11 protein-coding genes and 1 rRNA gene are annotated in these 13,348 nt (G+C 41.2%); 11 read left to right on the plus strand and 1 reads right to left on the minus strand.

What is annotated here, in order from left to right; translation table 11 throughout:
- The first annotated feature begins 32 nt into the window (after positions 1 to 32).
- Together K364_RS24545 and eam are read left to right on the plus strand one after the other, a co-directional pair.
- Positions 33 to 929, plus strand: coding sequence for a MurR/RpiR family transcriptional regulator (locus tag K364_RS24545; RefSeq protein ID WP_051534147.1), 897 nt, complete (start codon positions 33 to 35; stop codon positions 927 to 929).
- An 18-nt stretch (positions 930 to 947) separates the two neighbouring features.
- Positions 948 to 2,183: a glutamate 2,3-aminomutase gene (gene eam / locus K364_RS0116305; protein ID WP_028308898.1), complete on the plus strand. Its 1,236-nt coding sequence runs from the start codon at positions 948 to 950 to the stop codon at positions 2,181 to 2,183.
- 53 nt (positions 2,184 to 2,236) lie between these two features.
- Here the strand turns inward: eam and K364_RS0116310 are convergent, their stop codons facing one another.
- On the minus strand, positions 2,237 to 2,491 hold the full coding sequence (locus tag K364_RS0116310) for a DUF2508 family protein (RefSeq protein ID WP_028308899.1): 255 nt from the start codon (positions 2,489 to 2,491) through the stop codon (positions 2,237 to 2,239).
- 126 nt (positions 2,492 to 2,617) lie between these two features.
- Between K364_RS0116310 and K364_RS26990 the strand changes: the two genes are divergently transcribed.
- The 9 genes from K364_RS26990 (at position 2,618) to K364_RS0116350 (ending at position 13,172) form a co-directional block, all read left to right on the plus strand.
- Positions 2,618 to 2,887, plus strand: coding sequence for a pro-sigmaK processing inhibitor BofA family protein (locus tag K364_RS26990; RefSeq protein WP_051534148.1), 270 nt, complete (start codon positions 2,618 to 2,620; stop codon positions 2,885 to 2,887).
- Positions 2,888 to 3,452: 565 nt separating this feature from the next.
- Positions 3,453 to 6,974 carry a pyruvate:ferredoxin (flavodoxin) oxidoreductase gene (gene nifJ / locus K364_RS0116320; protein WP_028308901.1) on the plus strand — a complete coding sequence of 1,174 codons (3,522 nt, stop codon included), beginning with the start codon at positions 3,453 to 3,455 and terminating at the stop codon, positions 6,972 to 6,974.
- 236 nt (positions 6,975 to 7,210) lie between these two features.
- The gene (locus K364_RS0116325) at positions 7,211 to 7,876 is read left to right on the plus strand and encodes an ATP synthase (protein ID WP_028308902.1); all 666 of its coding nucleotides are present in this window, start codon (positions 7,211 to 7,213) and stop codon (positions 7,874 to 7,876) included.
- Between the two features lie 71 nt (positions 7,877 to 7,947).
- Positions 7,948 to 9,033, plus strand: coding sequence for a ferredoxin oxidoreductase (locus tag K364_RS0116330; RefSeq protein ID WP_028308903.1), 1,086 nt, complete (start codon positions 7,948 to 7,950; stop codon positions 9,031 to 9,033).
- Between the two features lie 149 nt (positions 9,034 to 9,182).
- Positions 9,183 to 9,938 carry a thiamine pyrophosphate-dependent enzyme gene (locus K364_RS0116335; RefSeq protein WP_035269775.1) on the plus strand — a complete coding sequence of 252 codons (756 nt, stop codon included), beginning with the start codon at positions 9,183 to 9,185 and terminating at the stop codon, positions 9,936 to 9,938.
- A 2-nt stretch (positions 9,939 to 9,940) separates the two neighbouring features.
- Positions 9,941 to 10,507 carry a 2-oxoacid:ferredoxin oxidoreductase subunit gamma family protein gene (locus K364_RS0116340; RefSeq protein ID WP_028308905.1) on the plus strand — a complete coding sequence of 189 codons (567 nt, stop codon included), beginning with the start codon at positions 9,941 to 9,943 and terminating at the stop codon, positions 10,505 to 10,507.
- 12 nt (positions 10,508 to 10,519) lie between these two features.
- The gene (locus K364_RS0116345) at positions 10,520 to 10,780 is read left to right on the plus strand and encodes a 4Fe-4S dicluster domain-containing protein (RefSeq protein WP_035269777.1); all 261 of its coding nucleotides are present in this window, start codon (positions 10,520 to 10,522) and stop codon (positions 10,778 to 10,780) included.
- Between the two features lie 155 nt (positions 10,781 to 10,935).
- On the plus strand, positions 10,936 to 11,118 hold the full coding sequence (locus K364_RS26770; RefSeq protein ID WP_156946501.1) for a hypothetical protein: 183 nt from the start codon (positions 10,936 to 10,938) through the stop codon (positions 11,116 to 11,118).
- Positions 11,119 to 11,371: 253 nt separating this feature from the next.
- A 16S ribosomal RNA gene (locus K364_RS0116350) occupies positions 11,372 to 13,172 on the plus strand.
- Positions 13,173 to 13,348 lie beyond the last annotated feature (176 nt).

Raw genomic sequence — 13,348 nt, forward strand, 5'->3', positions numbered from 1 at the left:
GAATTGCATAGTTTCAGGGGGCGACGTTAGGCATGATAGAAGGGGAACTTAAACAAAAGATAAAGAATCAATTTCACAAAATGTCTATAGCGCATAAAATGTTAGCGGAGTATTTATTAGAAAACTACGAAAAAGCTGCATTTTTAACTGCAGCCCGCCTTGGTGCAATAGTAGGCACCAGTGAATCTACTGTTATTAGATTTGCTTCCACCCTTGGATATCATGGATATCCTGAGCTGCAGGAGGCTATGCAGGAGATGGTCCGGCGGAAGCTTAGTACAGCTACCAGACTTAGAGAGATTAGTGATTCCGCAAGAAGCTCACCTGTTTTGCCGGAGATTTTTATTGGCGACATGCAGAACTTAAAAAAAACATTTCAGAATATATCCGCAGAGATCTTTGAAGAAGCAGTAAAAGAAATTAACAATGCCTCTACCATCTATATTCTTGGGCTAAGGAGTGCCCACTGCCTGGCTTTGTTTCTAGGCTTCTATCTTGAAATGATAGGTAAAAATGTAAAGGTTGTACCCTCAGGGGTGAGCAGCATATATGAGCAGCTTTCAGAAGTTAAAGAGAATGATTTGTTAATAGGAATAAGCTTCCCCAGGTATACGCGTCAAACCATTGAAGGTGTTGAGCATGCAAAAAAGCTGGGTGCTAAAGTTGTGGCAATTACTGATACGGTAGTATCTCCCCTGGCCCACTGGGCGGATATAACTTTAACTAGCGAGAGCAATATAGGATCTTTTATAGAGTCTTTTGCTGCGCCATTAAGTTTAATAAATGCCATAGTAACAGCAGCAGGCCAAAAACAAATAGAAAAGACATTATCTGTTCTTGAAAAACGAGAAGAAACCTGGGGAAAATACAGAATATTTTATTTTGCGGAAAAAGGAAGTTTAGAAAAAAACTCAAAAAGGAAAAACTAAGTGAGAGGTGATGACTAAGTGAAGGAAAGAAACAAAAGGGAGCATGCTTTACAGAGAGCCGAGGAGCTTGAAAGCCGGATAAGTCCGTATTTGGATGCAAAGGGTAAAATTCTCACCGGGTTTGACTTGCAGGAACAGCATCAAGAGGTAAAGGCAAAAATATTAGAGTATTTCAAAGCTACAGAAGAGCAATGGAATGACTGGCATTGGCAGATGAAAAATAGAATAGAAGATATTGAAACTCTGGGCAAGCTTATAGACGTAAGCCATGAACAGAAGCAGGTGATAGAAAAAATAGAAAAGGAATGCAGGTGGTCAATTTCACCATATTATCTCAGCATCTTAGACCCAAATGACCCTTCATGTCCTATATGGATGCAGGCAATACCAAGTGCACATGAAATAGATGACCCTTACGGCAAGGAAGACCCCATGGCAGAGGAATATACCTCTCCTGCCCCGCGAATTACCAGAAGATATCCAGATCGACTAATAATTAACATTACAAATCAATGTGCAATGTTTTGCAGGCATTGTCAAAGAAGAAGAAACATAGGGGAAATAGATAAGCCTGCTCCCAAAAAAGATATTGAAGATGCTATTAATTATATTCGTAATAATCCTGAAATAAGGGATGTGCTTGTTACAGGGGGAGACCCGTTAACTTTATCAGATGAGAAATTAGAATGGGTTTTATCAGAGATTAGAAGTATACCCACAGTAGAAATAATTCGTCTTGGAAGTAGAACCCTGGTCACACTTCCACAAAGGATAACCCAGAAATTATGCGATATGCTTGAAAAGTATCATCCATTATATATAAATACACATTTTAATCACCCGAGAGAAATTACGCCAGATACTTTAAGGGCTGCAAAAATGCTGGCCAAGGCAGGAATTGCATTAGGAAATCAAGCGGTATTATTAAGGAATATAAACAATGATCCTAATGTAATGAAGAAGCTTAACCATGAATTATTAAAGATTCATGTTAGACCTTACTATATCTTCCATGCCAAATCGGTTAAAGGTACCAGCCATTTTGTAACTAGAATTGAAGATGGTTTGGAAATCATGGAGCAGCTCAGGGGATATACTTCAGGAATGGCTATTCCCTGGTATATTATTAATGCCCCTGATGGGCATGGGAAAACACCTATCCTGCCCCAATACCTAATATCCCAGGGCAGGGGCCATGTTTTAATACGAAACTGGGAAGGCAAGGTATTTAAGTATCCAAATGGCCATGAATAAAAATAAATAAAAGGGCTGTACCAATATCTTTAAAAGCTGGTACAGCCTTTTTACTAGCTGGTTCCCTTGCCCGTTGACTGTTTGACGAGCTTTAAATAATGCATGTACTTTCTTTCTGCACGAACGGCTTTTAAAATGGCATTATCAAGGTGCTTTGGATCAGTTACCTCATCACATACCTTTTGTGCGGCCTGCCAGTCTTTTTTAGCCTCTAAGACCTTTAGTTCTAATTCACCTAATTCACCTAATTCACTTATAGCATCTGATTTATGGTTGGTCAGCGTTTTAAGAAATCCTATTATACCCATACAAATCCCTCCATCTTTCTTATTAATAAACATATGCAGGAGATTTCATATAAGTCCAAAAATTGGCATAAAGTTATTAAAGATGCATATGATTTTATAAGCAAAATGTTAATAGGGGGTGGGGTTATGGGTATAGAATTTATGCAGGTTGTTTTTGGCATAGGATTATTACTAGTAATAGTTGCCATTTTAAATAAACTTGTTGTCAGGCCGGTAAAAGTGGTCTTTAGGGTTGGTTATTCCCTTGTTTTTGGAATGATACTAATTTGGGCATTTAATTATATTGGTGGGGTTTTTGGCATGTACATTCCTGCAAATATAGTAACAATACTCACGGCAGGAATACTTGGGCTGCCTGGCCTGGGATTGATGGTAGTATTACAGCTTCTTGTATAATCTTAGGTTAAAAGTTTAAATACCAGTCAAGGTTAAATAGATTACTATTAATATAGGGTAGATAGTAGAATGTGTATACTATTTATCCTATATTTTTATGTCTGATGCTATCCATATATTGCCAATTACCATGGAAAAGCTGCTAGGTGGTCTTACCATTAAGCTGGTCAGACAAAATTTGTGAAATCTAGAACATAACGTGTTGACGTGGGCAGTTGTATACATTATACTGTAAATGGTTATATCTTTTAAAAAATGGTAGATATAAAAAACTAAATAAATTCTATTGTATCAGGGGCTTAACAGCAATTTTTGGCAATGTTTTAAATATTTATAAAATTCCTGCTAGATGCTGTTGTATATAATTTTTTTGAGCAGATTGCAACTTAAAACCTTTCAAAAGAAGCTTAAAGTGGGCTATCTATGAAGGGATATTTGAATTTATACTGCTGAAAGGTTCATATGGATTAATTGCAAGGAGGTGTGCTTGTAAGATAAGCTTTTTAAAGTATGCTTATGTGAACGTGTTAAACGGTGAAAATTCATTGGGGGAGTGAAATTAAATATGAAAAAAACTATGAAAACTATGGATGGAAATACTGCAGCTGGTTACGTTTCTTATGCAATGACAGAAGTAGCTGCTATATATCCAATTACCCCCTCATCCAACATGGCGGAAATTGTGGATGAGTGGAGTGCCAATGGCAAAAAAAATATCTTTGGTCAGGAAGTATTGGTGTCAGAATTACAATCCGAGGCTGGTGCTGCTGGTGCTGTTCACGGCTCTTTATCAGCTGGAGCATTAACTTCTACTTATACAGCTTCTCAAGGCCTATTATTAATGATTCCTAATATGTATAAAATAGCAGGGGAGCTGCTGCCGGGAGTATTCCACGTAAGTGCCAGGGCAATAGCTGGGCATGCCTTATCAATCTTTGGGGATCATTCAGATGTTATGGCCTGTCGTCAGACTGGTTTTGCCCTATTAGCTTCTGGTAGTGTACAAGAAGTTATGGATTTGGGTGGTATTGCCCATTTGGCTGCCATTAAGTCTAGAGTTCCCTTCCTGCACTTTTTTGATGGTTTTAGAACATCTCACGAAGTACAAAAAATAGAGGCTATTGACTATTCGGTGTTTGCTGATCTAATCGACCGTCAGGCACTTAAAGAGTTTAGAGATAGAGCTTTAAATCCAGAGCATCCTGTTTTAAGGGGAACTGCCCAGAATCCAGATATTTTCTTCCAGGCCAAGGAAGCAAGCAACAGGTTCTATGAAGCAGTACCTGACATTGTTGCTGATTACATGAAGAAAATTAGTGAAGTTACCGGTAGAGACTACCGTCCATTTAATTATTATGGTGCACCAGATGCTGAATATGTATACATCATCATGGGATCAGCTGCTGAAGCCCTAGAGGAGACTATTGACTACTTAATTAGTAAAGGCGAAAAAGTTGGCATGATTAAGGTTCGTCTATATCGTCCATTTTCAGCAAAATATTTCTTTGATGTGCTGCCAGAAACTGTTAAGAGAATTGCTGTATTGGATAGGTGTAAAGAGCCTGGCTCTTTGGGTGAGCCTTTATACGAGGATGTAAGAACTTTATTCTATGGCATGGAAAATGCCCCTATGGTTATTGGTGGACGTTACGGATTAGGTTCCAAGGATGTCACTCCTAGTCAGTTAAAGGCTGTATTTGACAACCTTGTAGCAGGGGAGCCTAAAAATGGTTTTACAATTGGTATAGTTGATGACGTGACAGGTCTTAGCTTACCTGAGGTAGATAAGATTCGTATTGCTGATGAAGGAACTACACGTTGCAAGTTCTGGGGTTTTGGTTCAGACGGAACAGTTGGCGCCAATAAAGATGCAATTAAGATTATTGGTGACCATACAGACCTGTATGCTCAAGGGTATTTTTCCTATGATTCCAAGAAATCAGGCGGTGTAACTATTTCCCACCTGCGTTTTGGTAGAAAGCCAATTAGATCCACATATTTGATTGATGAAGCTGACTTCATTGCATGCCACAAGCAGGCTTATGTAGATCAATATGAAATATTGGAGGGTTTAAAAGAAGGCGGGACTTTCCTTCTAAACTGCCTATGGACGCCAGAGGAACTGGATGATAAACTACCGGCCAAAATGAAAAAGTATATTGCCGATAATAATATTGACTTTTATATCATTAATGCAGTAGATATTGCTGGTGAAATTGGCCTTGGCGGCCGTATCAATATGGTAATGCAGTCTGCTTTCTTCAAGCTTGCAAATGTAATTCCCTATGAAGAAGCAGTAAAATATATGAAGGAAGCCATCGAGCACACCTATGGCAGAAAGGGAGAAAAAATAGTATCCATGAACTGCCAGGCAGTTGACAGAGCTGCCGAAGCTTTAGTAAAAGTTGATGTTCCAGCCCATTGGTCTAATGCTGTTGAGGAAGCTGCTGCTGCTTCTGATCTGCCAGAGTTTATCGAGAAAGTAGTTATACCAATGAATAGACAGCAGGGTGATAAGCTTCCAGTTAGTACATTTGTTGGAAGAGAGGATGGAACCTTCCCGCAGGGAACTAGTCATTTTGAAAAACGTGGGATTGCCATTTTTGTACCTGAGTGGAATATGGATAATTGTATCCAATGCAATCAGTGTGCCCTTGTATGTCCGCACGCAGCTATTAGACCTTTCTTGCTAAATGAGGAAGAGGTAGCCGCTGCTCCAGAGACTTTTGCAAGTAAAATGGCTGCTGGCAAGCAATTGGCAGGATTAAATTACCGTATTCAAGTGAGTCCATATGATTGTGCTGGTTGCGGCAGCTGTGCAGATGTATGTCCAGCCAAGACAAAGGCTTTAATTATGAAGCCAGTAGAAGGGCAAATTGCTTTACAGGCAGATAACTGGAACCACGCTGTAAAAAATATATTAATAAAAGATAACCTCATGGAATTGACTTCCATAAAGGGAAGCCAGTTTGTTCAACCATTACTTGAATTCTCTGGTGCATGTGCTGGCTGTGGAGAAACTCCCTATGTTAAACTCATAACCCAGTTATTTGGCGATAGAATGATGATAGCTAACGCTACAGGCTGCACATCCATTTGGGGTGGATCAGCTCCAAGTACACCATACTGCACGAATAAAGAAGGGAAAGGTCCAGCCTGGGCTAACTCTTTATTCGAAGACAATGCTGAGTATGGTTATGGTATGGTGTTAGGCGTTAAGAAAATTAGAGAAAAATTAGGAATGCTTATGGAAGATGCTATTGAGCAGGGTGTAAGTGATGAACTCGAAGCTGCATTCCGTGAGTGGATTGAAGGCAAAGATAATGCCCAGATCTCCAAAGATGCTGCAGCTAAAATAGTTTCCTTGCTTGCAGAGCATATGGATAATGCTGCAGTTAAAGAAATTGCTAATCGTGTTGACTTTTTAGTTAAAAAATCCCAGTGGGTCATAGGTGGAGACGGATGGGCTTACGACATTGGTTACGGTGGACTGGACCATGTGATTTCCACAGGAGAAGACATTAATATCCTGGTTCTGGATACAGAGGTTTACTCCAACACAGGCGGTCAGGCTTCAAAGTCTACTCCTGCAGGAGCTGTAGCTAAATTTGCAGCAGCTGGAAAACGTACCAGGAAAAAAGACCTGGGATTAATTGCTACAACCTATGGTGAAGTTTATGTTGCTCAAATAGCCATGGGGGCAAATATGAATCAGACCATAAAGGTACTGGCAGAAGCTGAAGCTTATCCCGGACCATCTGTAATCATTGCCTATGCTCCGTGTATTAACCATTCAATTAAAGGTGGTCTAGCTAAAGCCATGGAAGAAATGAAGAGAGCTGTAGATGCAGGATACTGGCATCTGTGGAGATATAACCCACTACTAAAAGAAGAAGGAAAGAACCCATTTGTTCTTGAGTCCAAGGAGCCTACTATAGATTATAAAGAATTTTTAAAGTCTGAGGGGCGTTATACAACATTAATGCAAGCCTTCCCTGAAGTAGCTGAAGCTTTATTTGACAAGGCTGCAAGGGATGCTAGAGATCGTTATGAAGCCTACAAGCGTATGGCAATGGAATGCAAATGATAATTTTACATTACCTCCCTTAAAAGGTTTAGTTTAAAGGCGTTTAAGTGCCAAAACAACTAAACTGTGTTCAGCCTTTTGCTAAAAAATTAGTGAAAGGCTGTTTTTTTAAAGAAAAATAGCCTTAAATCTTTCTTTAAATCTTTGTTCTAATACCCTTTAAATTTTTATCTAAATGCCTTATTCTAGTATTTAAAGATTATATGATGCTAATAATAACCTAGAGGTGAAAAAGCTTGGAAAGTCGTATTGTGGAGGCGTATATAGGTGAATATGCAAGTGGCAAAAGTGAAAATGCAGTAAATAGGGCTCTATGGTTAATGAAACAGGGCAGAAGTGTAACCCTCGTTGATTTAGATATAGTTGAGCCTTTTTATACCCTGCGTCCTATTAAAAAGAAATTAGAGGCTATGGGCTTAACGGTTCTTGCCTGGGAAAGTCGCAAAACCATGGGATTAGGTGAAGCAGGCAGTATAATAAAGCCTGAATTCAGGTGGGTGTTAAAAAGAACAGGGGATTTAATATTAGATGTAGGGTATGGTGTAGAAGGTGCTAAAACATTAAATCTTATTCATGGGGCTTACGAAAACCAATATCTCAAAATTTATGCAATCGTCAATGTATCAAGACCAATGACAAGTATCCCAGAGGATATTGTTGATTACATAAGAAGTCTTGGTCGTGTGGATGGGATTGTAAATAATACTCATCTGGGCAGCGATACAGATATTGATGTTATTCAAAATGGAGCGAAAATAGTTGATAAAGCTTCCCAAATTCTTCATATACCAGTTGTGTTCACAACTGCTGAAAAAAAACACCAATCAATTTTGGGTGATGTAGACTGTGCAGGCAACCCTGTATTTTACATTGAAAGATTTATGCCTGAAACCTTTTGGTAATTAGTTGCATTATATATTTACCTGTAATAAAATGTTAAGTTGATTAGAATATTTAGGAGGTGTTAAATATAATGGCTGTAAAACCTATAGAAGGCGAAAAGAAAGTGTTTGTTACTGGAAACGAAGCAGTTGCTTGGGCAGCACTTGCAGCAGGGGCAGAGATCATGTATGGATATCCCATTACACCCCAAAATGAAATTATGCACTATTGGACAAGAATAGCTCCAAAATATGGTAAAAAGTTTTTGCAAACCGAGGACGAAATATCCGCTGGGTTCACCTGCTTAGGTGGAGTTTTTAGTGGAAGAAAGGCATTCACTGCAACGGCTGGGCCAGGAAATACTTTAATGCAAGAGCCTATGTCCATGGCAGAAATGATGAAGGTGCCTGCAGTATTCATCATCTGCCAAAGGGGTGGTCCATCAACTGCTACTGTTATATATTCTCAGCAGGAAACAACATTAACGTGTTTTGGCGGCAATGGTGAGGGGCTCAGGATTGTTTATTCAACAGAAAACCATCAGGAGCTCTATGACTATACTATTAAAGCATTTAATGCTGCTTGGAAATATCGTATGCCGACCTTTGTTCTTGGTGATGGATATCAGTCTAAAATGAGAGAATCGCTTGTAATGTACGACCCCGAGGTTAGGGGAATACAGATGGTGGATCCTGAGCCAATTGTTCGTAAACCTGGTGTGCCAGGTGTGGATAGAAAACCTATTCATTTAAGAAATACATACAACATGGAAGATGAGCTGTATGAAGTGGTAATGGATTTAGTTGATAATTACAATAAAATGGCTCCTGAGGTAGTAGAATATGTTTCCTATAATTGTGATGATGCAGATGTACTAATTCTTGCCCACGGTATTGTATCACGGGCTGCCCAGGGAGCAGTAAAGCTGTTAAGAGAAGAGGGTTTAAAAGCGGGGCATTTTAGACCCATCACATTAAGACCCTTTCCCCATGCGGAGCTTAAAAAATATGCAGGCCAGGCTAAAAACATATTAGTTGTTGAGTCGGCATATGGACAGTTTGATAAAATAGTAAAAGAAGCCATCTATGGAGTCAGTACTCCTATAACCCCATATTTTAGGCCTGGAGAGGGAATAACTGTAGAAGAGGTTGTTAAAGAAGCTAAAAAACTACTATAACCAGACAAGGGGACGGTTCCTCTGTCTTGTTTCGCATTAGCACAAAAGAACTATGCACAAAGCCAAACTTAAAACCCGAATTGAGATGCGCCTCCTTACATGAGATGGTGTATCTCCAAACATTATTTATACAAGAGGAGGCAAAAAAAATGTCTATTCAACCTCAGATGCCTAAAAGCTGGCGCTTGGAGACAAAACCTCACAAATTTTGTCCAGGCTGTGGTCATCCATTAATTCTTAAGGCTTTGGGAGAAATCATAGATGAGTTTGAAATTGCAGATAAAACAGTATTTGGTTGTGATATAGGCTGTTCCTTATTAGCATGGGATTTCTTTAATGTGGATACAATCCAAACACACCATGGTCGTACCACACCAGTAATTGTTGGTATTAGAAGAGCTGATGAAGAGGTTATTGGTATTGCATACATGGGTGATGGTGGAGGATATGCAATCGGTTCGCAGCATTTGATCAACTCAGCAGCCAGAAACGATAAAGTTTTAGTACTATTAGCCAACAATACCCAGTATGGGATGACCGGCGGGCAGATGGCACCCACTACGTTACCGGGGCAAAAGACAGAAACCAGCCCCTATGGAAGAGATGTGGAAATGACAGGTCCTCCCTTTCAAGGGCCAGAAATGGTTGCTGCAGTTTCCCAGGAAGGTGCCTATGTTGCCAGAGCAACTGTGGCTAATCCCAGGCAGATGAAAAAATTCATAAAAAAAGCCATTGAAAATGTCAAAGATGGCAGAGGCTTCTCATTTGTTGAAGTTCTTTCCCTATGTCCAACCAACTGGAGAACCAACGCAGAACAAACATGGAAGTTTGTTGAAGAAGATATGGTCAAGTATTTCAAGGTCGGCGAGATAAAAGTTCCAGGCGAAAGCAAAAGGGAGGGTTGATCATGGCAAAGGGAGCTAAGATTGCCTTAGCGGGTGAAGGTGGTCAGGGAGTGCAATCCGTTGCTAATATCTTGGTGGAAGCTGCTTACGAGGAGGGCAAAGAAGCCTTATATATACCTAACTTTGGTGTTGAACAAAGGGGAGGGGTTTCGATTGCATATGTGCAAATATCAGAGGAGCCCATTGGCTCTCCAAAGTTTAAATTTGCCGACATAATTATAGCTTTAAGTGATAGGGCTGTTCGCAGGACAAGAAAATATGTTAATGAAGATACTCTTTTTGTATATGATGCGGCTATTAAAGGCATTGAAAATGATCTTCCCACAAATGCCAGGCGTGTTATTGGCATACCAGCTATTGATGTGGCCAAGGAAGAATTTCATCCAAGGGTGTTTAATGTAATAATTATGGGGGCGGTAATTGGAATGACCGGTGTCGTAACAGGTGAACAGGCCAAGGCTGCCATAGAAAAAAAGTTAGGTTACAAGTTTGAGCAGGATCCTAAGTTAAGGGAACTAAACTACAAAGCCCTTGAAAGGGGCATTGATCTAGTTAAAGACCAAGTCTAGGGAGGGATAAAAGTGGCCGTTGAGTTTAAAGCTGTTGTAAAAGAAGATGGCAAAGGAATTTTTCACCTATTTCCTGGGTTATGCAAAGGCTGTGGCCTTTGTATAGAAAAATGCCCTGTTGATACCATAGCTTGGTCTAAGGAACTAGGTGTTTTTGGAACACCAACTGTGGAACCTGGACACGGCAAGCCATGTATAGCCTGTAAAATGTGTCAGCTTGTATGTCCAGACTGTGCTATAGTAATTGAAAAAGTGAAAAAAGAAGATAAATAGAATTATAGGGCCCAGACATTGAGTTTGGGCCCCTGGGCTTTGACTCATAGACACACAAAATATTATGAATAGCCAATTAAGGCAGAGTGCTTAATCGTGGGATGGGAAAAATGGAAAACTTGCAATCTATAAAACTTGTATAGAATTGGATAAATATGACCAAAAACCAGTTGACAAGAAGAAAAAGAGATGTTATCATAACTATTGTCGTCTGGAGCAGTAAAGCAAAGAAATGTAGCTGGAACAACAAACAAAACACAGAAACAACCCAAAAAACAGCAGATAAAAACGAAAAGTTCCAGTACATACCAGTTGCAAAACTAAAGCAGATGTGCTAAACTAAAGTTCCTGCCACAAAGAAGCAGGACAAAAGCAAGAAGAAACAAAAGACAAAAGCAAGAAAAAAATGATCTTTGAGAATTGAACAGTGATAGAATTAAACCCGTTAATATTAAAGCCAAACTAAATTATGAAGATAATATAGTAAGGCACAAACAGTAAAGAATTAACAGGACAACAAGTCCAAAAAAACGAGCAGGTCAAACGAAAGTTAAAAACTAGCTTAGGTTAAGACTTAAGCTAGAAAAAATATAACTGGAGAGTTTGATCCTGGCTCAGGACGAACGCTGGCGGCGTGCTTAACACATGCAAGTCGAACGGAGCGGAGGTCAGTCGTCAGAGGTCAGAAGTCTGCAATAGAAGCAATTGGCAAGCCAATTGCAGACAAGAGCGGACATCGGACTTCCGATGACTGACTTCCAATCAGTGGCGGACGGGTGAGTAACGCGTGGGTAACCTACCCTTTAAGCTGGGATAACTCCGGGAAACTGGAGCTAATACCGGATAAGCTTACAGTATGGCATCATACAGTAAGAAAAGGAGGCCTCTGGAATAAGCTTCCGATAAAGGATGGACCCGCGTCCCATTAGCTAGTTGGTGAGGTAGAGGCTCACCAAGGCGACGATGGGTAGCCGGCCTGAGAGGGTGGACGGCCACACTGGGACTGAGACACGGCCCAGACTCCTACGGGAGGCAGCAGTGGGGAATATTGCGCAATGGGGGAAACCCTGACGCAGCAACGCCGCGTGAGTGAAGAAGGCCTTCGGGTCGTAAAGCTCTGTCAATGGGGAAGAAGTCTTATTTTTGAATAGGGAATAAGGTGACGGTACCCAAGGAGGAAGCCACGGCTAACTACGTGCCAGCAGCCGCGGTAATACGTAGGTGGCAAGCGTTGTCCGGAATTACTGGGCGTAAAGGGCGTGTAGGTGGTCAAACAAGTCAGGTGTGAAACCCCGGGGCTTAACTTCGGGCATGCATTTGAAACTGTATGACTTGAGGGCAAGAGAGGAAAGTGGAATTCCTAGTGTAGCGGTGAAATGCGTAGATATTAGGAGGAACACCAGTGGCGAAGGCGACTTTCTGGATTGACCCTGACACTGAGGCGCGAAAGCGTGGGGAGCAAACAGGATTAGATACCCTGGTAGTCCACGCCGTAAACGATGGGTACTAGGTGTTGGAGGTATCGACCCCTTCAGTGCCGCAGCAAACGCATTAAGTACCCCGCCTGGGGAGTACGGCCGCAAGGCTGAAACTCAAAGGAATTGACGGGGGCCCGCACAAGCGGTGGAGCATGTGGTTTAATTCGACGCAACGCGAAGAACCTTACCAGGGCTTGACATCCTCTGACGTCCATAGAGATATGGAGTTTTCTTCGGAAACAGAGAGACAGGTGGTGCATGGTTGTCGTCAGCTCGTGTCGTGAGATGTTGGGTTAAGTCCCGCAACGAGCGCAACCCCTGTACTTAGTTGCCAGCAATAAGATGGGCACTCTAAGTAGACTGCCGGTGACAAACCGGAGGAAGGTGGGGATGACGTCAAATCATCATGCCCCTTATGTCCTGGGCTACACACGTGCTACAATGGTCGGTACAGAGGGCAGCGAGACCGTGAGGTGGAGCAAATCCCAAAAAGCCGATCACAGTTCGGATTGTAGGCTGAAACTCGCCTACATGAAGTCGGAATCGCTAGTAATCGCAGGTCAGCATACTGCGGTGAATACGTTCCCGGGCCTTGTACACACCGCCCGTCACACCACGAAAGCTGGCAACACCCGAAGCCGGTGAGCTAACTCGTTCGGAGGTCAGAGGTCAGAAGTCAGAAGTCTAAACAGAAGTCAGAGGACAGAAGTCCGAGGTCAGAAATAGAAGCAATTGGCTAAGCCGATTGCAACAAGAACTGACAGCAGACAATGGATACTTGACAACTGAACAGACAACCGACATCCGATTTCCGACTTCCGAATGAGGGGCAGCCGTCTAAGGTGGGGCTAGTGATTGGGGTGAAGTCGTAACAAGGTAGCCGTATCGGAAGGTGCGGCTGGATCACCTCCTTTCTAAGGAGTAAAGATACTTCTAGGTCGGTTTAACGGAGTTTAAGGAAATCACTGTTTAATTTTGAGAGATCAAAAGATCTTTCAGTAGTACCTGTTCTTTGAAAACTACACAGCGAAAAAAACTACAATGCAAGCTAGAAGCTCATAATTAGGAAGAAGAAAGAAAAAGCAAGATC

It is taken from the genome of Desulfitibacter alkalitolerans DSM 16504 (genome assembly GCF_000620305.1).
In the GTDB taxonomy this organism is placed as follows: Bacteria; Bacillota; DSM-16504; order Desulfitibacterales; family Desulfitibacteraceae; genus Desulfitibacter; species Desulfitibacter alkalitolerans.

Coding starts and splice junctions, on each gene's coding strand:
- K364_RS26990 (WP_051534148.1), top strand. CDS start 2,618: ATGGGTATAGAATTTATGCAGGTTGTTTTTGGCATAGGATTATTACTA.
- K364_RS0116335 (WP_035269775.1), top strand. CDS start 9,183: ATGTCTATTCAACCTCAGATGCCTAAAAGCTGGCGCTTGGAGACAAAA.
- K364_RS0116310 (WP_028308899.1), bottom strand. CDS start 2,491: ATGGGTATAATAGGATTTCTTAAAACGCTGACCAACCATAAATCAGAT.
- K364_RS26770 (WP_156946501.1), top strand. CDS start 10,936: ATGACCAAAAACCAGTTGACAAGAAGAAAAAGAGATGTTATCATAACT.
- K364_RS0116340 (WP_028308905.1), top strand. CDS start 9,941: ATGGCAAAGGGAGCTAAGATTGCCTTAGCGGGTGAAGGTGGTCAGGGA.
- K364_RS0116330 (WP_028308903.1), top strand. CDS start 7,948: ATGGCTGTAAAACCTATAGAAGGCGAAAAGAAAGTGTTTGTTACTGGA.
- nifJ (WP_028308901.1), top strand. CDS start 3,453: ATGAAAAAAACTATGAAAACTATGGATGGAAATACTGCAGCTGGTTAC.
- K364_RS24545 (WP_051534147.1), top strand. CDS start 33: ATGATAGAAGGGGAACTTAAACAAAAGATAAAGAATCAATTTCACAAA.